We start from the raw sequence: 26,027 nt of genomic DNA, 5'->3' as shown, positions 1-26,027 counted from the left end.
CCGGCGAGACACGTGCCCGCAGGGACGGAGGGATGAATGAAGTGGAACCGCTTGACCGGTTGGTGACGCAAGAACTCAGCATGAAGATTCGTCCGGTTTGGGATGAGCCGCGGGAAGACAACGAAGCGGAGGAGGACGCTTCGCAGGCGCTCGCGGTGTTTATCACGCGGGAGGAGCTGGAGTCGGGCGCATGGACGATGGCTGCCGGTACGGAGGTGCCGGCAGCCATCGTCGGCGCGGTCCGCGAGCTTGCGGCGCGCGGGCGGTTCTCGGGCCGCCTCGGGGAGACCGAGGCGCTGCCCACGCTCGGCCTGATGCCGGGCTATCAGGCCCTGCTCTTGTGCGGGCTGGGCGAGGCCGCCCGCGCTGAAGGCACAGACGCCTGGCGCGATGCCGGCGTCTACGCGGCGCGTGCGGCGCTCGGCCAAGGGCTCGAGCGCCTGGCGGCGCCGCTGCCGCGCGCCGGGCGCGCGGCTGTCCGCGAGCTCGTGTACGCGCTCGCGGAAGGGCTCTGGCTCGGCTGCTACCGCATGCCGAGCTTCGCCGCTTCGCGCGGGACCCGGCCGCCCGCGCTGAAAGAAGTCGCCCTGCTGTGCGGCAGGGCGACAGCGGACGAGCGCGCCGGGCTGCAGCGCTCGCTGGAAGCGGCGTACGCCATGGCCCTGGCGACGCATTACGCGCGCGACCTCACGAACCTGCCCGGCAACTATCTGGTGCCGGAGACGCTCGCCCGCGAGGCGCAAACCCTGGCCGCCCGTTACGGGCTGGAATGCACGGTGCTCGACGAGCACGGCATTCGCGAGCAGGGCATGGGCGGCCTGGCCGCTGTCGGCGGGGGAAGCGCCAACCCGCCGCGCATGATCGCCATCCGTTACCGCGGGACGGAGGAGGAGAACGCCGATGTGATCGGCCTCGTCGGTAAAGGGATTACGTTCGATACGGGCGGGATCTCCCTGAAAAAACCGGAGGGTATGGAAGAGATGATCAGCGATATGGGCGGCGCTGCGGTGCTGCTCGGTCTCATTCATGTTTTGGGGCGGCTGCGGCCGCAAGTTCACGCGGTGATCGTCATCCCTGCCGCAGAGAACATGCCGTCCGGCTCCGCCTTCAAGCCGGGGGATGTCATCAGCGTCATGAACGGGCAGACAGTTGAAATCCTGAATACGGACGCGGAAGGGCGCGTCGTGCTTGCGGACGGCGTGCTGTACGCCAAAGCGCTGGGCGCTACCCGGCTCATTGACGTGGCTACCCTGACCGGCGCGGTGCTCGTAAGCTTTGCCGACGTAGCGACCGGCGCAGTAAGCAACGACGAGCCGTTCCTGCAGGAGCTGCTGTCGTATGCGCGGCAGGCGGGGGAGAAGGTTTGGCCGTTTCCCAATTATCCCGAATACCACGACATGCTGAAAAGCCGGGTGGCCGATATTAAGAACGCCGCGTCGCGGGACCGCTGGGCGGGCAGCATAACCGCCGGGCTGTTCATCGGCTTTTTTGCGGGAGACGCTCCCTGGGTGCATCTGGATACCGGCGGCACGGCATGGCTGTGGAATGAACGGGGGACGGAGCCGCAAGGCGGTACGGGAGCAATGGTGCGGACATTGGGGCATTACTTGTGCGGATCGCCGGCGGCTGAAGGGGATATTTGACTTGCAGGAATGTTTGAATCACACCTGCAGCTGTTTCCCGGTGCCGGAGGGCAACCCGGTTTGGGGCGCAACGGGCATGACCACAGCTTCCAAATCGCTCATGCGAATCAGCAGCCGCGTTACCTCGCCTGCCGTATAGGGCAGGGTGCCGGCGCGCTGTGCGAGCTGGCCGAGATCGATGCCGACCCAGCCCTGCTTACGCGGATGAACGGACAAATCAAAGGGAAGCACGGTTAAAGAGGCTTCTTTGTGCCCCTGGCCGGGAGTTTCGTCAAGCTCCGGATTCCCGCTGATTTGACTCCATTGAAAATACAGCTTGCCGGTCGCCCGTTTCCAACGGATATACCCCGGGGAAAACGATATGGCGAGCATGGGATCGCCGCCGATCGTGAGCTTGGCGAATCGTACGTTTTTATTCTTGGCTGCATCCGCATACCGATGCTTGGCCATATCGGGCAGCAGCGGCACAATCACAACCGGAAGCGCGCTTGCTGCGTACAAATAGACGGCAGATTCAAAATAAACGGCAAGGCCCAGTAAAGTGATGAACACAATAATGGAGAGACTGAGCCATAACGCTTTGGACTTCCATTTCAAAGTGAATTCCCCCAGATGTTAAGCTTGTGTGTTGCAGCGGTGAATGTATTTATCTTATCATAATGACGTATAGTCGTTGTACCGGTTGGATGGATGGAAAATAGTAAACATATTGTAATGATACGGTGCGGCGCTTCCTCCGGGGCCTCAAGCGATGAATACCGGTTAAGACGGCCGGGAAGTTAATGATTCTCTGCGATCCGGGACAAATTAAACAGGTAATCATTGCTTTTATGATCGGGCATCACGGAGGCGCAATGGTTATGGAAAGCGGCATCCATGCAGGAAAGGCATTGGAAGTGACTTTACCCGCTGCGTCATAAGATAAGGCGTCAATTAACGAAGAGGAGTGAGAATGAATGAACTTCGAACAACGATCGGAAAGCAAAGCTTCGTTGGCGGACCGCATCCCTCCCGGGCAGACGCTGACCACCGGTTTTCCGGTGCTGCATTACGGCGACGTGCCTTATTACAGGGATATGAGTAAATGGAATTTGCGCATTTTCGGTTTGGTGGAGGAAGAGGTCACCCTCAGCTATAATGAGTTTATGAGCTTGCCGCGGCAGGAATATAAGAACGATATCCATTGCGTGACCACCTGGTCGAAGCTGGATAACGTCTGGGAAGGCGTTGCCGTATCCACCGTTATGGAGCGCGTAAAGCTGAAGCCGGAGGCGCGCTATGTGATGCTGCACGCGGAACAGGGCTGGACGACGAACCTGCCGATCGAGGACTTTACCCGAGAAACCAGCTTCTTCGGCATCAAGCACGGCGGCGAACTGTTGACTCCTGAGCACGGCTATCCGGTTCGCATGGTCGTCCCGCACCTGTACTTCTGGAAAAGTGCCAAATGGCTCCGCGGCATCGAGTTTATGGAGAAGGATAAGCCGGGATTCTGGGAGCGCAACGGATACCACATGTATGGCGATCCGTGGCAATCTCAAAGATACGATTTTGATTGACGGGGAACAAGCTCTATAATGACCGGCATACTGTAGCGACCAGGTGCCGGTTTTCCTTCTGGCTTCTCGGCATCAACGGTAACCCTCTCGAACAACTCTCTAATAAATGCCTTCTTCTCGGCTTCATCCGCGCTCTGCATTGCCTCTTTGGCGTCGACAAGGATGTCCGCAATCATTTCCTTTGACCAAACGTTTGAAGTCCCCTGTGGTAGTGTAGCTAGTTCCTGCGAAATCTCCTTTTCCCGTTCAGCGTCTTCCCTGGTACGCTCCCGTAAATCTTCTAGGGATATAACGTCGTCCGCATAAGCCATTTGCCATTTTTTCTTACGCTTTCGAATTTGCTCTATCTCTGCTTCGAGAGCTTCCCGTCTGCTCTTTACTTCGTCGGACCGGTCTGGAACGTCGATTAGGTTACGCACTTGGTCGGAATCGTAATCCAGCGACGCGAGAAAAGCCTGCTCTAACCTCCCCGAATGAATAGCTGGCATATCGCATGTACCGGCGTTCGCCCGGCCTGTGCATCGGTAGAATCTCGCACCGCGGCTAAACCCAACCATCGCCTTACCGCATCTTCCGCATCTGAGGACGCCAGAAAAAGCATATTCACTTGTTGCAGCTTTCCCGCCTCTTTTTCGTGACACAATTTCACCGTACACTTTTTCGAACAATTCAACTGGAATGATTGGCGCGTGATCGCTGTCCACAATTATTTCTTTCCCCGTAGGTTTGCCAGAAGCTTTACGGTAGTTCCAGCGAAGTTTACCACAATAGACTGGGTTCATTAAGGCATATCGGACGCTTGAATACGTCCATTCCCGCCCATTACCTCGATTCAACTTGACAGCGATTTCTCTAAAGCCACATGGTCCGTTCTCGTCACCGTAGGCGTACCAGTTAAATATTTTCCGTACGACTTCCGCTTGTTCCTCGTTCACGATCAACTGGCCGTTTTTTAGGTCATACCCATAGGGAGGTTTAGCGCCGTTACGCAGCCCTTTGTTATGTCGCTCCATCATGACGAAATGGACACGCTCTGATATTTGTTCCCTCTCGAACTGTCCTAAAAGCACGTTTAGCCCGACGTTGAAGCGTTCAAACGCTGTCCCTTCGCTCAAATTTTCGCCTATTGCGCTGCGGAGGGTAACACCGTAGGGCTTGAGCTTATCATTAAGAGCGTGCCAATCGCGCCCGGCCCGCGTCCAGCGGTCGAGCTTCCAGAAAGCAATAAAGTCCGGTTTAAGAGTTGCAATGTCGTTCATCAACCGTTGTAGATCGGGGCGGCGAATGTCTTTAGCTGAATACCCGTCGTCTATGTAGACCCCTGCGACCGTCGCGCCCCACTCTGCAAATTTGCGGTCTAGCAGGGCCTTTTGCGCTGTGATCGAATAGCCTTCAACAGCCTGTTCCTCATCGGAAACCCGAATGTATTGGAATCCACGCATAAATGCACCTCTTTGATTTCAGTGTGTATTCAAAGGTAAAACATTCCCTAATGGCCTGGCCAGAGCGCCCAGCAATAAGAAGTAAAGAAGTAAAGATAACTTTACCTATTAAAATGGAGGAATGTAACCATGATTAAAGCGTACGAAGACATGCTGGAGAATATCAAAGCGTTCGAAGCCGCCCAGGAAGCGGATAACGGGCAGCTGGAAGCCGCAGAAGCGGAAGCAGAGCAGGCCCGCCAGCGGTATAACGCCCTGCTGGAAAAGGCCCTGGAGGACCCGGAACTGGCCGCAGATATCGCCGAAACGAAATTACAGCGCCTACGGGCGAATCTGGACGCTGTGAAGAAGCCGTACCCGGACGGCATGGCGGTAGCCTTTAGGAACGTCCAGGCCGAAATTCGCCGCAGAATTGCCGACGGCAGCCTGCTTCGTGAAGAATTTCAGCCCCTGCTGGACAAATTGAAAGAGCATATGCAGGGGTATACGGACACGCTGGCCACTGTATTCGTCAAAATGCACCAGGTAAACAAAAGCCTGGCGCATATCCAGCACAGCACAGCCAGCGCCGTATTGCGGTACACTGGTAAAGAAGAACGCTTTGGCTTAATGGGGCCGGAACTGATTAAAGAATCTGACTTCAAGGAATGGGCCTGGGTAGATCATTACCAGTACAATAACGACCTGGCAGCGATTCGTAAGGCTGCCCTGGAAGAAACAAGCCCCGAAGTAAAGCTGCCCCCGGCGTACCAAATGCCGAACGTCCTAACGGTAACGCGCAGAGAATCGGAACAGAAGACATACATTGCGGAATAAAAGAAAACCCGCGTAGCAGGCTGTGAAGCCCCTGCGCGGGTTTTTAAGTTGATCGTGGTACATTTATGCTTACTATTCTTTATAGCGCATCTGACCAAAAGCATTCCATAGCGAATCGAAGATAGGGCGAAGCTGTTCTTTTAAATTTTTTGTTCTATCTTCGATTAAAATTTCGGGAAATATTAGCTTATCTTGTTTTAGTTTACGTTGTTCAAAAAAGAAATATTTCATTGGATCAACAGCAAATTCATAACCGGCAACTCCGAACATTGATATTGACACATAAAACGGTTCCTTCATATCCATTATTTCAAAGTTTGATATACTTTGACCTATAAACTCAGTTATTTTTTCAACAAAATAAGTTGACGGTATTCTACCTTCTCTTGTAAGGCGTATCGTAGCACCTTCTATAATTCCGTTTTTGAAAATTTGCATGCTTGAAGCATTATCTGATGTGTTGGAGTAAATGCCATCAAAGTTTATCCTTGGGTTCCAACCTGCACTCGCAATTGGTGCTAGGCGTAGTTTCTCAATTAAAGATAAATCTAGGGAATACCTATTTTCGAAACATGTAATGGGAATAAGATGGATTAAAGTAAATGGAGAAGAATTGTTGTATTCAAGCATATATTCTAATGCTCTTTCTTCTCTAAATTCTTTGACCTTCTTGGAGAACTCTGTAGTCTCAGAAAACATATTTCGAAGTTCAAAAACGTCTAATGGGAATTTACCGTTGGATTTCCGAGAATAAAACTTCGACGACCCTTTTACTCTATGCGGACGAAGCCAGCTACGACCTACTCTAAATAAGAATACATATCGATTTTCTCCGACTTCAAATATTTTTGTTTGTACTTGGGGTAACTTAGGCTCTACTCCATTTTGTAAGATATTAATGTACTTTAAAAGTTCTTTATCCGTATCTTCCGTAGAAATGCCCGATAGTTTAATCGGCCCATTTTCAGGTGCGTCAATTCCTAGTAGAAAATCACCACCATATGTATTAGCAAGAGAAGTGAAGCGGCGCAAAATGCATCTGGATGGGAAATATCGCTTTTATATTCATGGTGTTGATCTTCTTTAACGTCATTCTCAGCAAGTGTAAATAAGTCTTTAATAGATAAATCATCTAGTTTCTTGAAATATGTGCTCATTTTTATTCACCTTTTCTCGATTAATTTACTGCGCCCTTCGGCGTTCGCGGTACGCGCGGCACTTTTCCGCTAAATTTAACCTGGCCGTTATATGCCATTTCTATAATGACCCTGGTAGACAGCGGGCAGGCTAAATGATTCGTGAACGTCACAGATGGAACTGGCCCTACAGGTGTACCTTCCAGCGACAGCGCCAGGAATTCTACGCGGCGTACTGCTTCGGGGCTTCCTGACAGCTTCCCATTATCGTACGTAATTTCTGCCGTTTCGCCGCCTATCCTAACTTTCGCTGTGAATTTCATACCCCGGCCCCCTCAATTTGTAGGCATAGTCGCGCCGCAGCGTTTCAGCTAGTACCTTTTCGCCCATGCCTTCCAGTTGACGAAGTCGCCACTGGTAATGCTGGGTAATACCCGGCATTCTTACGTCACCTTCAACGAAGTCGGAAATAATCTGCTGCGCTACATGCGCATTTTCAGGTTTTCAATCAATCCGGCGTAAGTGTAGGCGTTCATACCCCGGCCCCCAGGGCTGCCGCGACTTCTTCCCACAGCTGCGAAACAGGCTTTTTCCCTTCGGCCCACTCCCGCAGGAATGCCAGGGCGGCTTCCGCGTCGCGGTAGGATAGTTCGCTAATCTTTTTATGCAGCGTTGCCCGCTTGTAAATGTATTCCCGGTCTATCGGCAGCGGTGTTTCGTTTATCTCAGCCATAAATAAGATACCCCCATAAAATATTCGGCAGAATAGCAACAGCATTTTAAAGAAACTGTTTTTTTACTTCCTCTGTGATCTTTTTTAATCCCAGGCTGGCCTTCGTGCTGCGTTTCTTCCTAGGGCCGCCGTTGTTCATGTAGCCGAATGGGTTAGGTGCGACAGGTACGACAACCGGGAAAGGCGTTTCGCCGTTAAGGTACGCCTTTAGGACCAGCTTATCTTCGTATAGGACCCCGGATGGAAACAGCCGCCCGATTAGCTCCATTTGTTCCTGGGGCGTCATTTCTTCGTCAAGATATAGCAGCGCTTCGAAATACTGGCTTACAGCTACGTAGTTAAACATTTGCTGCATTACGGCTTCTTTCTTGTTTTCCAGCTGGCGCTTCCGGGCAGTATGAACCTGGCGCTGGCTTTCTAGTTCTGCCTGCTTCGATTCCAGCAGGCCCCCGGAAAATCCCCCGCCGCCTTTAAGCACTAAATCCAGCAGATTGTCGTACATTTGCTGTACTTCGTTTAGCTGCTTGTTTACGCCTTCTATTTCCGCGTTAAGCTGTTCTATGTCCTGGGGGTTGTATTCGAACTGAATATAGCGTCGGGCTGTTTCTTCGTTGTCCAGTATTTCCTTAACCGCCCGGATTAAATTAAAGTCAATGCGAATCGAATTTATGGACATTCCGCAGTCTGGGCTGTAGTCGGGCTTATGTTCGCGTCCATGCTTGTAATAAAAGTGTATGCCGTATTTTATGCTGCCGCTTTGTTTAAGCGAAAGCTTACGACCACAATCGCCGCATGTTACCGCGATATTCCGCGTAAGCGCTGGGTAGATCGGGTTACGCCTCTGGTACTTCTCTTTTCGTTTCAGTTGGATTCTATGCCAGGTTTCTTTTGAACGTAGAGGCGGGTATACGCCTGGGGTTACAATCGTTTCGCCGTTTGAAAAGGACTTTTCCATAACGCCATGATAGGCCTTACTGGTAAGGCGCTTACTGATATGCTGGCTATTCCAGGGCTTCCCGGACGGCGGCTTTTTGATACCGTTAAGCACTTCCGCTATTTTTTCGTCGCTTAAACCCTGTTTTAAGTACAGATCGTCAATAGTCGGGATAACCCAGCTGTAGGCTTCGTTAACAGTATGCTTCCCGGTATTTTTGTCGTACAGGTATTCGAAAGGCGGCTTACCCCAGCCCTTACCTTCGCGGGTACGCTGCCGCTTACCCCTCATCATGCGTTTAACGATTTTCTTCTTTTCCCGTTTGGCGAATAAGTTTTTTAAGTCGCTAAAGAATTCGTCGTCTTCGTCGGCCAGATCGGTTATCTTCCCTGGTTCGGCTATCTTTACGCTGTTTTCGCGCAGCTGGCTTTTAAGGTATTCCCAGCTAACCGTATCCAGGCGGGAAAGTCTATCCTGGTCAATACACAAAACTACGTCGCCTTTGTCATCGTCTACATCGTCCAGCATCTGCGTAAGGCCTGCCTTATCCAGTTTGCCGCCGCTATCTACGTCGCGGTAAATGCCGACGATAATCCAGCCCATTGAATGGGCGTACTGTACTAATTCCTGTATTTGTGCTTTAAGCGAGAATCTATATTCCTGCAACTTTGTCGATACCCGGATATAAATAAATACCCGAAGATTTTTACCCGGCAAGGCCGCTTTATTGAAGTAGAAGACGGTACTCCCTTTCGTGAAATAATTGCCTATACGATGAATATCTTCTATGGCTTGCACACCAGCCCCCCCTTGTCTCCGCGTATGCTACTAAAGTACTATTTATTCATTTTACGCTGATTAATCGCAGTTGTAACCAATTATCTTCAGATAATAGTGCGTGTTGCAGTGTGGTTATGGATGGATGCGTAATGAGTGATTTTATAAAAACTTGCAGGTCCATGTAGGATTATCTGTCCTTCAAGGCTTGAATTCAATGTTAAAGTAGATTGAATGGCGGAAGTTCCAAACGGACAGGAGGAAGGCGAACCTCGTTATGCTTTTGCGAGTATCACGTATACCCAGGTGAAATAATACAATTTGTACTTTTCAACACTTCGTCTGGTAACTGAAAAATTAGTGCGAACAAAATTGCGAACAAAATTGTGGACTAATTATTGATTATGTATTATAATTTAGTCCATATGGTAATATAACATAATTAAAATAAGGGATGGAAGGTGGACTAAATTGAGTTCATTTATAGGTGAGTACGTCCATCTGTTGAGGTTGGCTTTAGAAGGGCGACCACAAGAAGTTGTGGCATTAGCTCGGAAAAATCTTCGAAGTCTTATGAAAGCCAATCCAGAAAGCGCAGAGGCAATAAAAAAGTTACTGTCTCAATATGAGGAGAAGAGCGGTATTGCAGTTAGAGACGCTAAGCAACAACCGGTTCCAATAGATGTAGATAGTAAGTTAGAGCTACTTAGACGAGAATCAATTGTGTTTGATCAAGAGCCTGTTTGGCCTGAAACTGTAAATAGGGAACTTATATCAGTGATTGAAGAGCGCAAACATGAAAACGAACTAATGGAGATGGGTTTAGCACCCACGAGGTCAATATTATTTGTCGGCCCTCCAGGGGTAGGTAAAACATTAGCAGCGCGTTGGCTCTCTTCACACCTTGAAAGACAATTGCTTACGTTGGATCTTGCTGCTGTAATGAGTAGTTTTTTAGGTAAGACCGGAAACAACATAAGGGCGGTGTTGAATTATGCTCAAAAAACGCCTTCTGTATTACTTTTAGATGAATTCGATGCAATTGCCAAACGGAGGAATGACGATTCAGAAGTCGGAGAACTAAAAAGGTTGGTAACAGTCCTGTTGCAAGCAATTGATGATTGGCCTGCAAATGGGGTATTAATTGCTGCCACTAATCACCCTGATTTACTTGATCCAGCTGTGTGGAGGCGTTTTGAGCGGGTGGTACGTTTTCCACACCCGTCATCGAACGAAATAAATACGACAATAAAATCTTTAATGGCTGATCTTACAAAGCAAGGAGAGACTTTGGTTGAAGTGCTATCGACCGTATTGGAGGGCAATTCGTATGCTGAGGTGGTTAGACAGATTAATTCGATAAGGAGAGAGAGTGTCGTCCAAAAGAAGCCGTTAGAGATTATGATGGAAGAACTTTTAGCAAGACTAATTTTAAACGCTGAACGGGAGCAAAAGTTAGCGATCGCGATGAAATTGTTAGACACCGGTTTGTCACAGCGGCGTGTTTCCGATATAACTGGCGTGTCGAGAGATACGTTGAGAAAATACTTGAGCAGAAAAAATTAAGACATAAATTCGAAAGGTAAGGTGAAATTGGTGGCTAGAGAGAATAATTTCCTTCTTGGATACGGGGAGCGGCTTACGGCTCCTGTAACAATTAAGTCAGGTGGGGGAGACAAAAATCCGCCGTATGATTTTGATACAGCAAAATGGCAAGTGGCAACTTGGTTGAGAACTGCAAACAATCAGTTTCAAACCTTACCTTCGGAAGCTTGTCCTAACGATCAAGTTACCGCCATTATAACATTGCATCCGAGGTATGTTTCAAAGAGCGAATTTCCATCCGACTTACTCAATAGTGTGGGACTTAGAGCTGTCGGCGGAAGAACAAAAAAAATTAAACCACGTGAGTGGGGGATAACGAAGCATCCTGAGGAAGCAATAACAGATGAGCTATTAGTAATGGGGTCTCGAAAAGCATTTTCTTCATGGTCCGAAAATTTAAATGGTTGGGTTCTCTCGAACGTTTCTAAACATTTAACGCATTTTGAGGAACTAACGGCTTTTTCGTCGGAGCAAAAGATAAAGGCATTACCAGATACAACAAACGATATAGTACTAGAGGTTGTGCTGCATGATACTGAGAATCCTGTAGTAATTGAACAGTTTATGGATTTTGCTACGAAACTAGGAGCCCAAGCGGTTGTTCAAAGAGCGAAACAAACAAAGGGACTTACCTTCATTCCCGTATACGCAGATAAAAATATTGCGAAGAAGCTGGCTATGTTTTCTTTTATCAGAGTTGTTCGAGCGATGCCCACTATGCGTCCTTTACATCCTGGGCCTACACGGAGTAATCAATATTACCAAGTGAATTTACCAACTGAAGTGGCCTTAGACCCATCATTGCGTGTTGTTATATTTGATGGGGGGTTACCACAAAACAATCCAGTTACGCCCTGGGTTAACTATATTGAGCCTGCTTCTCTTGCAAATCCTGTACCGGAGCTCTCGGAACACGGATTAAATGTTACTTCGGCGCTTTTGTTCGGCCCATTGAATCTTCAAAGTCCAGCTTCACGCCCATTATGTCATATTGATCATGTTCGTGTATTAGATGATCGGACTGGTACAGGGGGCGATTTTGAATACTACGATGTGTTAGATCGCATACTTGAAGTTTTAGATGATGCAAAGAAAGCAAATCAGCCATACGATTTTATGAATATAAGCTTAGGGCCGGACATTCCCGTGGATGACGACGACGTGACTAGATGGACTTCTGACCTTGATACTCGTCTGGCAGGAGGGAACACATTTGCCACGGTAGCCGCTGGTAATGCTGGACAAAGGGACCCACTTAGTGGCTTGAATCGAGTTCAACCTCCGTCGGATGCAGTAAATGTCCTTTGTATTGGTGCGTGTGACAACGATAGACTTCCAGTTTGGAAGAGGACAGCGTATAGCTGTGTTGGTCCGGGTCGTCGACCAGGTGTTGTGAAACCGGATGGCGTTGTGTTTGGTGGAGACAATAATAATCCGTTCTTTGTTCTGACATCTCGCACAGGTGGAATTAATGCCGCAGGAGTGGCTGGGACAAGCTTTGCTGCCCCATACGCGCTTCGTACTGCTGTTGCTGTAAAAGCACAATTGGGGAACGATTTTGGAGCAATGGCTTTGCGGGCATTGTTATTACATCGTGCAGATAGAGGCATCCATAGCCCGGTTGAAGTAGGTTGGGGGAGACTCGAAACAGATTACGATCGCCTGATAACATGTGATGATGATGAGGCATTAGTAATATTTCAAGGTCAATTACCTGTTAAAGAACATTTAAGGGCGCCAGTCCCCCTTCCAGATGGTAATCTAACGGGGTTCGTCACAATTGATGCGACTTTGGTAATTTCTCCTGAAGTTGATCCTAGTTTTCCGAATGCTTATACAAGAGCCGGGTTGGAAATCGCATTCAGACCTAACTCGGACAAATTTAACACTTACGATAACGGGAAGGTATCTGCCCATGCTGCTACCAAGTCATTTTTCAATGCAAAAAACATGAAAATAAGCGAATTCGAATTGAGGGAAGAAGGGCATAAATGGGAGCCTTGTCTCAAGGCATCTCAACGATTTCAAGCAAGTACATTAAAAGACCCTTGTTTTGATATATACTATCATAATAGGTACGAGGGAATGCCTCAAGATGACCCTAAGCCGATACCCTACGCTTTAGTGATCAGTATTAGGGCACCGAAAGTAAGTAATCTATACGACAGAGTTGTTAGAACTTATATGAACCAGCTTATTCCTCTCCAACCAAAGACCCGAATCCAAATTCGTCCTTAATTATGATAATCATGGGCCTTGGATCGGCTACACTAAGTTGGACAGAAAAAATAAGGGCATGTAGAATAAACCTATCATCCTAAGGAGCGGATCTCTACAATGCCAAAACACCAACGACGTACCTTTACCTCAGAATTTAAAAAACAAATGGTGGAACTCTATGAAAACGGGAAATCCAGAGCAGCGATTGTGGAGGAATATGACCTCACTGCCTCCGCTTTAGACCGCTGGATCAAGCAAGCTCAGACAACGGGCTCCTTCAAGGAGAAGAACAATCGCTCATCAGAAGAAAAAGAACTGATCGCTTTACGAAAAGAGAACCAGCGTCTGAAAATGGAGGTGGACATTTAAAAGCAAGCCGCGCTGATCATGGGACGAAAGTAGCTATCATCCAGAACAACCTTGATAAATACTCGGTATCAGCAATGTGCGACGTCCTGCAAATCGCAAGAAGTACGTTTTACTATGAAACGAAAGAACAACCGAACGAAGACAATGTAACTGAAGCAATTGTGGATATTTTCCATAAGAATCGAAAAGCTTACGGTACACGAAAGATCAAAGTCAAACTCCAGGATCGCGGATTCGTCGTCTCCAGACGTAGAATTGGTCGAATCATGAAAGAGCAAGGACTCGTTTCTACCTACACCGTGGCTCAATATAGGCCCCGCAAAACCGCTTGTAATGAAGCCATGACGGAGAATGTTCTGAACCGAGAGTTCGAGCAGGAGGAAGTCAAACGCTTCGTCGTCAGCGATCTCACTTATGTGAAGGTCAAGAACCGATGGCATTACATTTGTGTGCTGGTCGATTTGTTCAATCGAGAGATCATTGGGCATAGTGCAGGTCCAAACAAGGACGCTGCTCTGATTTCCCGCGCTTTTGCCACGGTACAAGGCGATTTACGCCAGCTTCAATGGTTTCATACCGACCGTGGTAGCGAATTCAAAAATCAAAAGATGGACGAGCTTTTGAAGACGTTTGAAATTGGCCGGTCGCTGAGTATGAAAGGCTGTCCGTACGACAACGCTGTCGCTGAAGCCACCTACAAGATCATGAAAACAGAGTTTGTGAATCAGATGAATTTCCAAAGTCTTCGTCATCTGGAGTTGGAATTATACGATTACGTAAACTGGTTTAACAAGTATCGCATTCATGGAACCTTAGGCTATATGACGCCTGTTCAGTATCGCCAAGAAGCCCTTAAAAAAAATTGTCTGATTTACTGTTGACAATCCAGCCTCGCCGCATTGGGGCGATGTGTTGCTTTTTTATTATTTGTTGCATATAATATCATCAGAGATAACCGCTACTGTTCTTTAAGGACGGTAGGTCAAGAGTTTTACAGAAAACAGCGGAGAAAATATTCCCCCGCTGTTTTCTTATTTGGGGAGTTGAGACTGTTATGACAGGAAGAGTAGCAGTATTTATTGATGGAGGATACCTTGATAATGTATTATTAAAGTTTTCAAAAGCTAGAATTGATTACGAGAAAATGGTTAATCATCTAGCAGGAAATATCCCGCTACTAAGAGCGTATTATTACCATTGTTTACCTCATCAGTCTTCAAATCCCACTGACGATGAGAGTAGAGAATTTTCTAATGCCGTCAAATTTCAAAGGACCCTGAGTAGGTTAAACAGTTTTACTGTTCGCAGAGGCAAATTAGCGTACAGAGGTATTGACGATAAAGGAAATGCTATTTTCGAACAAAAAAGAGTCGATGTATATTTGGCTACTGATCTTGTCATGCATAGTACGAAGAGATTAATAACACATGCGGTAATTGTAACAGGGGATAGTGATTTTATTCCGGCGGTAGAAATAGCCCAGTCAGAAGGTGTACATACGACTTTATTTTATGCCGACAATTCTATCCCCCATGATGAATTGTTAGATGCAGTTGATGCAAGAAACAAAATTACCCCGGAACTGATAACAACGTGGAAAAGAAATTCATAAAATCTTTTTTATAACAGTAACTTTTAGATCACCATGGCGATCCCTTCAAGGAGCAACGCTACGATTTTGATTGACGTGCAGAACGGCTTTTGCACGCGGCTGATCAAGGATTCTCAGCTGCAAATCATGAAACCCGGCAACGAGCATGATAAAAGCCGCGCTAATGAAACAGGGGATCTGCGATAATAATTGCCTTGCAAATAGAGCACAAGACCAACAGCAGCCAAACCGGCTGCTGTTTTATGTGTTGTCAAGAAAAAATACCACTCTCCTCACGGGAAAGCGGCATTCGGTGATCAGTGTTTAGTTGGCTGATTTTGCAAACTCTTGAAGAAGATTTTCACTGCTCTTTTCAAGAACCATCGGATACAATTCGACCTTATCCGGAGCTAATGCTTTTAATTCAGAATAGACGGCCGCGGAAGCATACACCTTATCAGACTTCTCGATGTTTTCTTTCAAGAGTGCCTCATCATCTATGCCAATGGCATGGGATTGAATGTGTGTAATATTGGCATCCTGCACCCGGCTGGCCATCCATTGGCCGCCTGCTTTTCCAAGGCAAACGAAGCTGACCTGACTGCCTGGTTTGAGCTGCGCGATTTGGAGGAGCAGCGGCATTTCGATTGTCGCTCCTATGGTTAATACATTTTTTTGATAGCGGGCGAATAATTTTTTTACCTCATCAGAATGATTCAAAGTGGTGACAACGACGTTCGAATAGTCAAGCGCTTCGATCGTGACGCTTTCGGTCGTCAACAGATCCTCTAAAAAAACCGTTTTGATTTCGGCGCCCGTTACCCGTTTAATTTCATCGCGATAGAACGTATGATCATGTCCTTTGCATTCAACGAACAGGAGCCGCAATTGATCCGTCGGTGTTTGATGATGCAAGAGAATATATGCGAGGCTGGCTTTGAAAAATTCGGTTAAGGGAATACCTTGCGCTTCGGCTTCTGCGATTGTCTTTGTGACAAGCTCATGCATAGGTTGCCGCATTTTTTGTAATTCTTTGATTTTGGCGCTGTCGATGACTTGTGTGCCTCGGCCTTTTTGTATGGAAACATAACCTTCGTCACGTAACTGGTTATAAACCAAGTTAACCGTGTTTCGATTAATGCCTAATAAGTCCGCCATCTGGTTTGCGGGAGGAAGCATCTCGCCTGTTTTGATTTTTTCGATGCCGATCAGCCACTTCAATTGTTCTTTGATTTGGGTATTTATACAAAAAGTTAAGTTAGGGTCGACTTTCAAGAGGATATCATTATCCATTAAATATTACCCCTTGCATAGTATACTAGTTTTTATCATCATTATACACCTATGCGCAATATATTCAAACCGGCGAAAGGTGCAGACCCATTGCACGGTGTTGCGGTTGAGATTCAACCCGACCGGACAATGGATCGGCAGCCGGCAGAACAGGGTAATTTCTAATGAAATCTTGAACAGGACTATTGACACTCCGTAGTTAGCTTATTATCATTAATTACTAAATAACTATGTATTTATGAATGGAGTGAAGAGTGTGAATTCGCATTTTATTGGTTTTCTCATGAAGATGAGGGGGAAGGCCAGGAGCCCCCTGAAAGCCAATCCGTGGAATGCCTTTATGGGGTTTATCGGCGGGTTTCTGGCCATAGGCTTATTAGCTTTCTTGACAAATGTTACTTCCGATTTATGGATTATGGCTCCGTTCGGCGCGAGTTGTGTATTGGCTTTTGCGGTTTGGGATGCGCCCTTCTCACAACCCAGAAATATTATAGGAGGGCATTTCATTTCAACGCTGGCAGGCTTAGCGGTATATCATGCTGCAGGCAATGGTCCTGTTGCGATGGCTATTGGGGTTGGCTTGGCCATCAGCCTAATGGTTTTGACGAAAACAACCCATCCGCCGGCCGGAGCTGATCCATTAGTTGTCATGATGTCTGGAAGCGGCTGGAGTTTCTTGGTAGCTCCCGTTCTAATTGGGGCGGTCATGATTGTATTAGTAGCTCTTCTCGTTAATAATCAGGACAAAAAGCGTAATTACCCGACGTTCTGGTTCTGATTTCCGGATCGGATGGCGCCATCGGTGTGGGTTCCGCCGTGATGTTTCCGGACCTAGTGTAACACAGCACCGGCCTCCCGATCGGTTCATTAGTTACGTACCACGAAAATGATAAGAAGAAAAAAATAAGCTTGTATATCCAGTTCATCAGGTAACATGACAAATGGATTTCAAGCTTACAGCTATCGGGGTTTGTGAATGGTAACATGATTTCGGATATGATTTGATTACTCCATACCAAAAGCGGCAATGCGCTCAAGAGCCGGCAGATCCATTACACAAAGGGTTCTCTTCCGCAGCTCAACTATTCCGCGTGCCCGCCAGTCATTCAGCACCCGCGTAACCATCACCCTCGAGGTACCCGTCAAAGCGGAAAGCTCCTGATGAGTAATAGCCAGCGAACGAAACCCTTCGGGCTTGCGGTTGAGGATTTCAACAACAATACGGGCTAAGCGGACTTCGGTGGGGTCGAAGGTAAGGGTCATCATTTGATTGCTCAACATCCAAACTTTATGGGCTATCGATTGCATTAACGAGAACACGAAATCCGGACGAACGCGGGTGATGGTCTCCATGCTTTCTCTGGAGAACTCGCTAACTTGGGTCGACTCCACGGCTACGACCGTATACCAGTGATTAGACTGCTGGAAGAAAGGAACATCGGCAAAAAACTGGCCGCGTTCCGCGAAGGCAAATGCTTTTTCGATTCCATCCGGCCGGATAATCGTTGCCCGCACCTGTCCTGTGTGTACATAGAAGAAATGCTCTGCCGGCTCTCCTTGAAAGATGATGTTACTCCCCCGTGGGAAAAATCTTTGTGCGGCTGCTTCACTGACCTCAGGCGGCAGCGGCCCGAAATGGCGAGGATGAAAAGCTTCATCAATAACGTACTGCACATCCATAAGAACACTTCCTTTCTCCAATGTCGTTGAGTCGCGTTATTCATCAATATATTTGTATAAGTTTGATATTCTATATAAATACAATTTATACCTTCCTTAAGTTTCAATTGGTTTGTTAGATTAATTGCCATTAATTGCTTTGGTATAAGCTCAAAAGGCACAAAAGTGGTGCCGAAAGAGGGGGATTAGAATTCGATCAAGTAAAATACAGTGGAATCTCCCCTCCTAAGTAAAGTATAACGTCAGGTTTTCTAACGTTCAATATTTCTGAACAAACTTTCTGAAACAAAAACCAACCACGTTAGCTTTAAATCGGTAAGGGATGGGAAATAACGCTTCTTGCGGCAGGCATTTGCGATTCCGTTCGGACGCTCTGTCCATGCAGAAATCGGACTATTGAATAAGAAAATAGATTTTCTCTATTAGCCGATGGTTGACGGGGGTGATAAAGTAAATTCGACAATGTCAAATCCAATACAACGGCCGCATACCGAAAGGAAAACAGCAGGCGGATGAGACGATGTACGAACCAATGGGGGGAGAGCATGGAACGGTACTGGAAACGCAATCTTTATATGTTATGGCTGGGTTTATTTTTTAATCACATGGCATTTACTCTTTCAGTTCCATTTTTTCCTCTATTTCTGCACAACGATCTGGGCGTTCAAAGCGGTCTGGAAGCCTGGTCCGGTTTTTCGATTTCGATCAGTTTTCTGATCAGCGGTTTGTGTGCACCGTTTTGGGGCTCGCTCGCCGATAAATTCGGCAAAAAGCCGATGCTGATTCGTTCGGGAATTGGTTTAGGCTTGGCACATCTGGCAAACTATTTCGTCTATGATCTCTGTACCTTCCTTCTTGTCCGGGTATTTCAGGGACTTATGGCAGGCTTTAGTCCCGCTTCCATCGCTTTGGTTGGCACGAATACACCGGAGAAGCATGTGGGATATGCCCTGGGCGTCATATCGACGTCCACAGCTGCGGGAGGGATTCTTGGACCGCTGGCAGGAGGCTTGATGAGCCAGTGGATTGGATTGAGGGGATGCTTCATAGCATCCGGACTGATTACGTTATTTTCCGCTATGATCGTCATGGTTGGGGTTATAGAGGTTCGTGAGAGACAGGCAGGGACCCGTCCCAGTGTTCTCGACGATCTTAAGCAGGCTGCCGTCAATACCCGATTGATGAGGATATATGGGCTGATCTTGCTGGTCTCGACCTCGGCTATGATTTTGGAACCGTTATTGGCGATCTATGTGGTGGAACTCGGCGGAAGCATAAACCATGCTTTGCTCAGTTCAGGTATTGTTTTTTCAGCAGTAGGTATTGCTACGGTCATCATGGGACCACGTTGGGGAAGGATCGGGGGGCGAATCGGTTATGAAAAAACACTTTTTATCGGTTTGTTGGGCGGAGGCATCGGCAATATTCTTCAGCTCGGTGTTCATCACCTTGTGGGCTTCGGCATTCTGCGTTTCAGTTACGGATTGTTTTTTGCAGCCGTTTATCCAGCTTTGAATGCGCTCATCATCAATTATGCCGACGATGAATTCCGGGGAAGGGCCGTCAGCTTGAGCCAAACTGCAAGCCAGTTCGGAATCGTGATAGGTCCGCTTGCCGGCGGTATTCTCGGCGGATGGATCGGTATTCAATTCATTTTTCTGCTTACGGGATTAACGTTGATTGGTGCCGCCTGGACCATTAAGGCGATCTTCTCTAAGCAGCCCGACCGGACGCTGACCGGATAAGCTCTAAAAGTGGTTGCGGAAAATGAATGCATCAGCGGCTGGATGAAGAGCAAATGACATCGCTGCCGCCGGTTTATTTTACATCTGCAGATATAGAAGTTTTGAATGGATCAATAGAAGAAAGCTTTATACGGTATGGCGGATGATTGGTGTACATTATAGATGTGCGGCGTTAATCCGATAATACCGATGTGTATTTAATGATAAATGCAGGAGGTGCAAATGACACAACGACGCTTAAAGCCGGGGGCCATTTGAACGGAGTCGGAAACATATCAACGAGATGTCCAATCCGCATTTTCTGAACCGGTTTGAGCCGTTAACCCATTCTGTCCGCACTGGCCGGCGTGACCACACCATATTTGAGGAGGAAATCGGATGAGTCAAGTCGATATTCAAGCATACCTTGATACGCATCGTCAGTTAGTTCAGGCTGTGAAGGGATTGGATCAGCAGCGGTTAACGTGGAAGGCGGCGCCGGACTCATGGAGCGTGACTGAAGTGCTTGCCCATCTTGCCGATCACAGCATCGTTATATCCTTTCGGATTCGCGATATACTGGCAGGCACGACGGCCCGGCTGCCTGCGTTCAATCAGGATGCATGGGTCGCAGGACAAAAAGCGAATGATGGCGATGCGGCCGACTTTCTGTCGCTGTTCGGGCAATTGCTTCATTACAATAGCTTGTTATTCCATCGCCTGACCGATGAGGATTTGGAGAAGGCGGGGGTGAATGCCCAGGGCGAAACCGTTCGGATCGCCGATATCGTCAAAGGCTTCACGAATCATGTGAACACCCATTTGGGCCAAATCGAACGAATCAAGCAGGCTTCCATCGCCATATAAGGCGCCGACAGCGAGACGGTGCATGGCATTTGGGTCTGCCCGTCCGGAAAAGCCGGTACCCGAAAGCAGCTGTGCTGCTCCGGTATTCAGCGGAACGTGGGATCAAGTGCTTGCTTATCAGAAGGATTTGTCATGGGTGAACAAGCAGCAAATGTTGCCTGTGGAAGAGGAGGGCTTAGATGAGTGAAGTTTACCGTCTTGCCACCCAGGAAGATGCAGAAAGACTGTTGGACGTCATTTATGAGGCTTACGTGACGATTCGGGAGTTGGAGCTTCAATGGCCTGCGGCTCATGCCGATCTTGCCCTGATCCAAGATAATATCAAACTTAACGAATGCTATGTCCTGGAGCTGGACGGAAAGATCGTGGCCACGCTGACATTGTCGAAGGATAAGCCGATCCGTTGGAACTCGGATCTTCCTTTTGTCAAATGGTTTGCGGTAGATCCCGAATATCAAGGGCGTCGAATCGGCAGCAGGCTGCTTGACTGGGTGGAAGAAACGATTATCCGTGACAAGCTGGGAGCATCCGCCCTTACGCTGGCAACAGCCGAGAAGCACCCGTGGCTGTTGGCTATGTATGAACGAAAGGGATATCAACGCATAGAGTCGATAGACTGGGGCAACGAAGACGGTACGATGCATCTCCTGCGGAAAATTGTAAACCCAGCATTGTATGAGGCACAGCTTCGCTCCTCTCAAGTAACTACATAGAACGACCTTGCAAAAGAGAACCGCCTTATTCAAGCGCAAGCCAAAGGTCTGAGCATCAGCCTGACGGGTTCGGCGTAATGCTGCGGGCTAAAGCCCCGGCTCCCGGATGCGTCGGTATTCGGGAAGCGGGTATACGCGATTTCGGGTCAACCGCAGGCAATCCGCCGGACATTTTGCGGAGTTTCAGCGTAAATCCTATTCATTCAGGGGGCGCCTATGAAATTCGCATTATTCAGTTTGGTCATGAATATCCGCAATGCGGTAACCGGAGAAACGCTGACAGCGCAGCAGAAGTTCCGCAATATCCTGAAGCAAGCCATCCTTGCCGAGAAGCTGGGCTTTGATGCGTATGGCATAGGAGAAAGACACGGTCCGCCCTTTCTTTCCTCTTCGCCTCCGGTGCTCTTGACGGCTATTGCTGCCAGAACGTCCCGGATTCGTTTGTTAACGACGGTTGCGGTGCTAAGTGTGCTGGACCCGGTACGAGTAGCAGAGGATTATGCTACCCTCGACCATCTCTCGGGGGGACGTCTGGAGATGATCATCGGCAAAGGCAACGATCCTCGGCATTATCCTCTTTTCGGAATTACGGAGGAGGAGCAGTGGGATTCGCTTGCCGAGAGATACGCGCTGCTTAAACAGCTGTGGAGTGAAGAAAGTGTCAGTTGGCAGGGCAAGTATCGTCCGCCTCTTCATGAAGTCACCGTTCTGCCGAGGCCTTACCAGCAGTCCATTCCAGTCTGGCACGGCAGCGCATCCAGCCCTCTGTCCACCGAGCTGGCGGCCAAATACGGCGAGCCGATTTTCTCATCCAATACGTTTCACCCGCTCGCCAAGTATAAAGCGCTCATCGACCACTACCGCGAGCGTTGGGAATATTACGGGCGCGATCCCAGGGACGCGATCGTAGGAGCAGGGGCGGGGAGCCTGTATTTAGCCGATTCGACCGAGGAGGCCATCAAGCGCTACCGCCCTTATTACGATGCATTTCATGCGACCGATTCGGCAAAGCACAATCAGTCGCCGTTCAAGAGTCTTGAGGACAATTTGGAGAACGGCCCGATTCTTGTTGGAAGTCCCGACAGCGTGATAGAGAAGATTTTGAGGTACCATAAGGCCTTCGGTCACCAGGTGCTTTCCATTAGCGTAGACGGCTTGACCGAGGCGGAGCAGCGGGAGCAGATGGAGCGCTTTGCCGCCGAAGTAGCCCCTGTGCTGCGGCGGGAAATTCCAAGTACGGTATGGAGTGGAGCGCGCGCCAAGCAGCCGCACACCATAGAAGAATCGTCATGACCGTTGTCAGTCAGGCCGATGTTATCCGGTTTTCTTTTTTATAAAATAGCTGGATTTGAAATCATTCATACGCAATGGTTTGGAATGATATGATGAAATCCGTTTTGGGAGAGTGGACTGTGTGAAAAGATCCCGATGGGTCAATTTAATCGCTCTTATGTCTGTCATCATGGTTTTGTCGGCATGCGGAGGTATTCATCCGAAAGCGGAAACAAGCCTGCCCGGCAATGACGGAAGCACGGAAGATAAATCGGAAGCCTTGCCTGGCGGAGAATTTTCGTACGCTTTGGCCACTTCGCCCGATTCCCTCGATCCGCACCGCAGCGGTCTGGCCGTAGCCGTAAGGGTGTTCCGCACGATCTATGACAATCTTGTCGTGCAGCTGCCCGACAACACGATCAAGCCATGGCTGGCCACCGAGTGGACGATATCTCCGGACGGTAAAAGCTATACGTTCAAGCTGCGCAAGGATGTCAAGTTCCATGACGGCACTCCGTTTAATGCCGAGGCGGTGAAATACAGCTATGACCGGATCCTTGATCCGGCCACCAAGGCCGCGAACGCGTCGGCTCTGCTGAAGCCCTACAAATCATCCGAGGTTATCGACGAGTATACGATCAAGCTGAACCTGGAGACGCCGTCCGTCGCCTTTCTTGGAAATTTAAGCCAAGCGATGCTGGGAATCGTATCTCCGACCGCAGCGAAGAAGTACGGCGATCAATTCGGTAAAAATCCGGTGGGCACCGGACCGTTCAAATTCGTGAAATGGAACGATAATCTGGAGATTAAGGTCGAACGCAACCCTGACTACAACTGGGCGCCGGAACTGGTCGGCAACAAAGGCAAAGCTTATCTGGGTGCCATCACATTCAAAATTATTCCGGAAGAGGGGACGCGCATCGGCAGCGTCCAGAGCGGGCAGGTGACGGCGGCCGAGACCGTTCCTCCCCAACATGTGGTGGCATTGAACAAAGATGCCAAGCTGCAGGTGCTGCAGGTCAACACAAGGGGGCTTCCGTATACGCTGTTCTTTAACCAGAAGCGTGAGCCATGGAATGACGTAAAGGCGCGGCAGGCCGTACAGTATGCCGTTGATGTCGACGCTATTGTCAAGACGTTGTATCTGGGGACATACCAGCGGGCCTGGTCGCCGCTGACACCCGATATTTTTGGGTATGACCCTTCTTTAGAACATTCGATCAAGCCCGACCTCGACAAAGCGAACCGCTTGCTCGACGAGCTGGGCTGGGTCAAGGGGGCAGACGGTATACGCCAGAAGGACGGCAAGAGGCTTACGCTGCATTATGTCGACGGTTCGCCGAACCGGGAGAAGCGCAATGATATCGCCGCGATCGTACAGCAGGAGTTGAAAAAAGTCGGCATCGCCGTCGAGGTGGAAATTACAAAGGACGTACAAACCGTCATCTATACCAAACAGGCATATGACCTATATGGCAACAGCCAGGTGAATTCGGATCCTGCCGCGCTGAATTCGTTCTATCGTACAACCGCTCCAAATGCGCGCCCATCGCTGTCCCGTCTGTCTGATCCCGAGCTCGACAAGCTGCTTGATCAAGGCGTCGTAGAGCATGACGAGGCAAAGCGCAAAGAGATTTACAAGAAGGTGCAGCATTATATTATCGACAATGCCGTCATTCTTCCGATCTATGTTTTCCCTTATACGGTGGCGGCCTCAAAGAACGTTACGGGCTTAAAATTCGATTCGCTTGGCTATCCGATTTTCAACGACGTCTCTCTAGTCCAAAAGTAGGAGGCCGCGGAGATGGGCAAGGCGATAGCATTTCGATTATTAAGCTCGCTGGGTGTCGTTGCGGGCTCCTCCATTCTCGTGTTCTGCATTCTGTACGTGCTTCCCGGCGATGTCGTAATGAACATGATCGATCCAAGCTCGATGAGCCCTGAGGCCATTGCCAATTTGCGGCGCCAGCTGGGGGTAGACCGGCCGTTCCATGAACAATTTCTCAGCTATTTCGGCCGTGTCCTGCAGGGCGATTTCGGGACCTCGCTGGTGAATTCGGAGCCGGTTCTGCCCAAAATCATCACGCATTTCCCGGCCACTCTGGCGCTTACGGCCGCAGCTTCAGTTGTCTCTGTGATCGTCGGAGTCGTGCTGGGTGTGCTGTCGGCCATCCATCGCAATACGGTCATTGATATCGTTGCCCGGGTCGTCGGTTTATTCGGGATTTCGATGCCCACCTTCTGGTCAGGTATTCTGCTGATTCTCATTTTCTCAGTGTACTTGGGCTGGTTTCCCGCGATGGGCTCGGACGGACTGGAAACACTGGTTCTTCCGGCGTTAACGCTCGGCATGCTCGGCGCAGGGTTCATTGTCCGGATTGTACGCAACTCGATGCTGGAGGTGCTCGGGGAACCATTCATCACGACGCTTCGCGCCAAAGGCTTGCCGGAACGGGCGGTCATGTACCGCCACGCGCTGCGCAACGCCCTCATACCGGCCGTCACCATGCTGGGGATCCTGATCGGCGAGATGCTGGCGGGCACGGTCGTCATCGAAACGGTCTTCTCAAGGCAAGGCATCGGCCGGATTATAGCGGACGCCATTATGGCCAAGGACTTACCGGTTGTGCAGGGAGTCATTTTGTTTTCGGCCATGGTGTATGTCATTGTGAACGTATTGGTCGACATTTCGTATTTGTACATTGACCCGCGGGTTAGACGCCCGCAAAGCTAGAAGGAGGATGAATGAAGATGAGAGAAGCCGCAACCATGAAACCGATATGGCGGGTGAAAAGGACAGCTGCGGCGTATCATCGCGCCCTCCCGAAACCAACCGTTTCGAGATTGCTTGTGTATGCCGCTGCGCTTATCGTTCTTTTCCTTATCGTCTGTGCGCTTGCTCCGCAGTGGATTGCCCGTTACTCCCCTACGGATATGCAGGCGGATCAAATCCTGTTGCCCCCCGGGGCGGCGCACTGGATGGGCACGGATTATTTCGGCAGGGACGTTTTCAGCGTCATTGTTTATGGAGCCCGTGAGTCGCTGTTCATCGGCTTCGCTTCGGTGATTGTCGGCGGTCTTTCCGGAGGAGCCATCGGGGCTTTGTCAGGCTACTTTGGCGGCCGGGTGGACAACGCGCTGATGCGGGTAATTGACGTTCTCATGACGATTCCCAGCGTAATGCTTGCACTGGCGGTCGCCGCTGCGCTGGGTCCGGGATTGTGGAATATTATTTTAGCCGTTGCCTTATCGACCGTGCCGAATTATGCCAGGATCATGAGAGGGCAAATTCTCAGCATCAAGAACCGCCCGTTCATCATGGCATCGCGTTCGATCGGCGCTGCCGAATTCCCGGTATTCATCCGGCACGTTCTGCCCAATTCGTTGTCTCCGCTATTGGTCATGGCCGCCATCGGCGTAGGCACCTCCATTCTGACCGGTTCGGGCCTAAGCTTCCTGGGTCTCGGCGAGTTGAAGGAAATACCCGACTGGGGCTCACTGCTGTCGCAAGGAAGAGGGTATCTGACGGTTGCATGGTGGATTTGCACGTTTCCCGGATTGGCGATTACGCTGTTCGTTTTGTCCGTTAATGTGATCGGTGACGCGCTCCGCGACGCCCTCGATCCGAAGAAGCGCCGTTCATAGGAGGAGCT

General features: G+C 49.2%; 24 protein-coding genes. 16 read left to right on the top strand and 8 right to left on the bottom strand.

The window, feature by feature from the left end:
- Window positions 1-32 precede the first annotated feature (32 nt).
- Window positions 33-1,643 carry a leucyl aminopeptidase gene (locus IJ22_RS18130; RefSeq protein WP_062409828.1) on the top strand — a complete coding sequence of 537 codons (1,611 nt, stop codon included), beginning with the start codon at window positions 33-35 and terminating at the stop codon, window positions 1,641-1,643.
- 18 nt (window positions 1,644-1,661) lie between these two features.
- On the opposite strand, the gene IJ22_RS18125 is transcribed toward IJ22_RS18130, so the two are convergent.
- On the bottom strand, window positions 1,662-2,240 hold the full coding sequence (locus IJ22_RS18125) for a hypothetical protein (RefSeq protein WP_062409827.1): 579 nt from the start codon (window positions 2,238-2,240) through the stop codon (window positions 1,662-1,664).
- A 359-nt stretch (window positions 2,241-2,599) separates the two neighbouring features.
- Between IJ22_RS18125 and IJ22_RS18120 the strand changes: the two genes are divergently transcribed.
- Window positions 2,600-3,202 (top strand): sulfite oxidase-like oxidoreductase, encoded by a 603-nt coding sequence (locus IJ22_RS18120; protein ID WP_062409826.1) that lies wholly within the window; start codon window positions 2,600-2,602, stop codon window positions 3,200-3,202.
- Here IJ22_RS18120 and IJ22_RS18115 read toward each other — a convergent pair.
- On the bottom strand, window positions 3,181-4,644 hold the full coding sequence (locus tag IJ22_RS18115) for a recombinase family protein (protein ID WP_062409825.1): 1,464 nt from the start codon (window positions 4,642-4,644) through the stop codon (window positions 3,181-3,183). The two genes, IJ22_RS18120 and IJ22_RS18115, sit on opposite strands and share 22 nt — an antisense overlap.
- A gap of 129 nt (window positions 4,645-4,773) precedes the next feature.
- Here IJ22_RS18115 and IJ22_RS18110 point away from each other — a divergent pair, with 129 nt between their 5' ends.
- Window positions 4,774-5,460 carry a hypothetical protein gene (locus IJ22_RS18110; protein ID WP_062409824.1) on the top strand — a complete coding sequence of 229 codons (687 nt, stop codon included), beginning with the start codon at window positions 4,774-4,776 and terminating at the stop codon, window positions 5,458-5,460.
- A 72-nt stretch (window positions 5,461-5,532) separates the two neighbouring features.
- On the opposite strand, the gene IJ22_RS18105 is transcribed toward IJ22_RS18110, so the two are convergent.
- The 4 genes from IJ22_RS18105 to IJ22_RS18090 all read right to left on the bottom strand — a co-directional run bounded on the left by IJ22_RS18105 (window position 5,533) and on the right by IJ22_RS18090 (window position 9,061).
- On the bottom strand, window positions 5,533-6,492 hold the full coding sequence (locus IJ22_RS18105) for an AlbA family DNA-binding domain-containing protein (RefSeq protein ID WP_062409823.1): 960 nt from the start codon (window positions 6,490-6,492) through the stop codon (window positions 5,533-5,535).
- A gap of 145 nt (window positions 6,493-6,637) precedes the next feature.
- Window positions 6,638-6,919, bottom strand: coding sequence for a hypothetical protein (locus IJ22_RS18100; protein WP_062409822.1), 282 nt, complete (start codon window positions 6,917-6,919; stop codon window positions 6,638-6,640).
- Window positions 6,920-7,128: 209 nt separating this feature from the next.
- Window positions 7,129-7,329, bottom strand: coding sequence for a hypothetical protein (locus IJ22_RS18095; protein WP_062409821.1), 201 nt, complete (start codon window positions 7,327-7,329; stop codon window positions 7,129-7,131).
- A 46-nt stretch (window positions 7,330-7,375) separates the two neighbouring features.
- On the bottom strand, window positions 7,376-9,061 hold the full coding sequence (locus IJ22_RS18090; RefSeq protein WP_062409820.1) for a recombinase family protein: 1,686 nt from the start codon (window positions 9,059-9,061) through the stop codon (window positions 7,376-7,378).
- A gap of 450 nt (window positions 9,062-9,511) precedes the next feature.
- Here IJ22_RS18090 and IJ22_RS18085 point away from each other — a divergent pair, with 450 nt between their 5' ends.
- From IJ22_RS18085 to IJ22_RS18065, 4 genes are all read left to right on the top strand, one after another.
- Window positions 9,512-10,606 (top strand): AAA family ATPase, encoded by a 1,095-nt coding sequence (locus tag IJ22_RS18085; protein ID WP_062409819.1) that lies wholly within the window; start codon window positions 9,512-9,514, stop codon window positions 10,604-10,606.
- A 30-nt stretch (window positions 10,607-10,636) separates the two neighbouring features.
- The gene (locus IJ22_RS18080; RefSeq protein WP_062409818.1) at window positions 10,637-12,883 is read left to right on the top strand and encodes a S8 family peptidase; all 2,247 of its coding nucleotides are present in this window, start codon (window positions 10,637-10,639) and stop codon (window positions 12,881-12,883) included.
- Between the two features lie 99 nt (window positions 12,884-12,982).
- A protein-coding gene (locus tag IJ22_RS18070) for an IS3 family transposase (RefSeq protein WP_145862546.1) occupies window positions 12,983-14,115 on the top strand; the annotation gives its coding sequence in 2 pieces (ribosomal slippage) (window positions 12,983-13,229 and window positions 13,229-14,115; 1,134 coding nt in all).
- A 173-nt stretch (window positions 14,116-14,288) separates the two neighbouring features.
- Window positions 14,289-14,846 (top strand): NYN domain-containing protein, encoded by a 558-nt coding sequence (locus IJ22_RS18065; RefSeq protein ID WP_062409815.1) that lies wholly within the window; start codon window positions 14,289-14,291, stop codon window positions 14,844-14,846.
- Window positions 14,847-15,149: 303 nt separating this feature from the next.
- On the opposite strand, the gene IJ22_RS18060 is transcribed toward IJ22_RS18065, so the two are convergent.
- The gene (locus IJ22_RS18060) at window positions 15,150-16,118 is read right to left on the bottom strand and encodes a GntR family transcriptional regulator (RefSeq protein WP_062409814.1); all 969 of its coding nucleotides are present in this window, start codon (window positions 16,116-16,118) and stop codon (window positions 15,150-15,152) included.
- Between the two features lie 283 nt (window positions 16,119-16,401).
- On the opposite strand from IJ22_RS18060, the gene IJ22_RS18055 reads away from it, so the two are divergent.
- Window positions 16,402-16,896 (top strand): HPP family protein, encoded by a 495-nt coding sequence (locus IJ22_RS18055; RefSeq protein WP_235594362.1) that lies wholly within the window; start codon window positions 16,402-16,404, stop codon window positions 16,894-16,896.
- 227 nt (window positions 16,897-17,123) lie between these two features.
- On the opposite strand, the gene IJ22_RS18050 is transcribed toward IJ22_RS18055, so the two are convergent.
- Window positions 17,124-17,798, bottom strand: a complete 675-nt coding sequence (locus tag IJ22_RS18050; RefSeq protein ID WP_062409813.1) for a Crp/Fnr family transcriptional regulator — start codon at window positions 17,796-17,798, stop codon at window positions 17,124-17,126.
- 545 nt (window positions 17,799-18,343) lie between these two features.
- On the opposite strand from IJ22_RS18050, the gene IJ22_RS18045 reads away from it, so the two are divergent.
- From IJ22_RS18045 to IJ22_RS18015, 8 genes are all read left to right on the top strand, one after another.
- Complete coding sequence (locus IJ22_RS18045) at window positions 18,344-19,543, top strand: MFS transporter (protein ID WP_062409812.1); 1,200 nt, start codon at window positions 18,344-18,346, stop codon at window positions 19,541-19,543.
- Window positions 19,544-19,921: 378 nt separating this feature from the next.
- A complete protein-coding gene (locus tag IJ22_RS18040; protein ID WP_062409811.1) occupies window positions 19,922-20,389 on the top strand; it encodes a DinB family protein in 468 nt (155 codons plus the stop codon).
- A gap of 22 nt (window positions 20,390-20,411) precedes the next feature.
- On the top strand, window positions 20,412-20,576 hold the full coding sequence (locus IJ22_RS26375; RefSeq protein WP_160327391.1) for a hypothetical protein: 165 nt from the start codon (window positions 20,412-20,414) through the stop codon (window positions 20,574-20,576).
- The gene (locus IJ22_RS18035) at window positions 20,569-21,102 is read left to right on the top strand and encodes a GNAT family N-acetyltransferase (protein WP_062409810.1); all 534 of its coding nucleotides are present in this window, start codon (window positions 20,569-20,571) and stop codon (window positions 21,100-21,102) included. The genes IJ22_RS26375 and IJ22_RS18035 overlap by 8 nt, the downstream gene beginning before the upstream one ends.
- Before the next feature lie 216 nt (window positions 21,103-21,318).
- Entirely contained in the window at window positions 21,319-22,395 is a 1,077-nt protein-coding gene (locus tag IJ22_RS18030; RefSeq protein WP_054817478.1) for an LLM class flavin-dependent oxidoreductase, read from the top strand.
- A 157-nt stretch (window positions 22,396-22,552) separates the two neighbouring features.
- Window positions 22,553-24,166 (top strand): ABC transporter substrate-binding protein, encoded by a 1,614-nt coding sequence (locus tag IJ22_RS18025; protein WP_062411049.1) that lies wholly within the window; start codon window positions 22,553-22,555, stop codon window positions 24,164-24,166.
- Between the two features lie 12 nt (window positions 24,167-24,178).
- Window positions 24,179-25,108: an ABC transporter permease gene (locus IJ22_RS18020; RefSeq protein ID WP_062409809.1), complete on the top strand. Its 930-nt coding sequence runs from the start codon at window positions 24,179-24,181 to the stop codon at window positions 25,106-25,108.
- A gap of 17 nt (window positions 25,109-25,125) precedes the next feature.
- Entirely contained in the window at window positions 25,126-26,019 is an 894-nt protein-coding gene (locus IJ22_RS18015) for an ABC transporter permease (RefSeq protein WP_062409808.1), read from the top strand.
- Window positions 26,020-26,027: the final 8 nt, after the last annotated feature.

This window comes from Paenibacillus naphthalenovorans (genome assembly GCF_001465255.1).
GTDB lineage: Bacteria > Bacillota > Bacilli > Paenibacillales > NBRC-103111 > Paenibacillus_G > Paenibacillus_G naphthalenovorans.
Note: the sequence above shows the minus strand (reverse complement) of the source record. Positions and strands in the feature narration are given on the sequence as shown.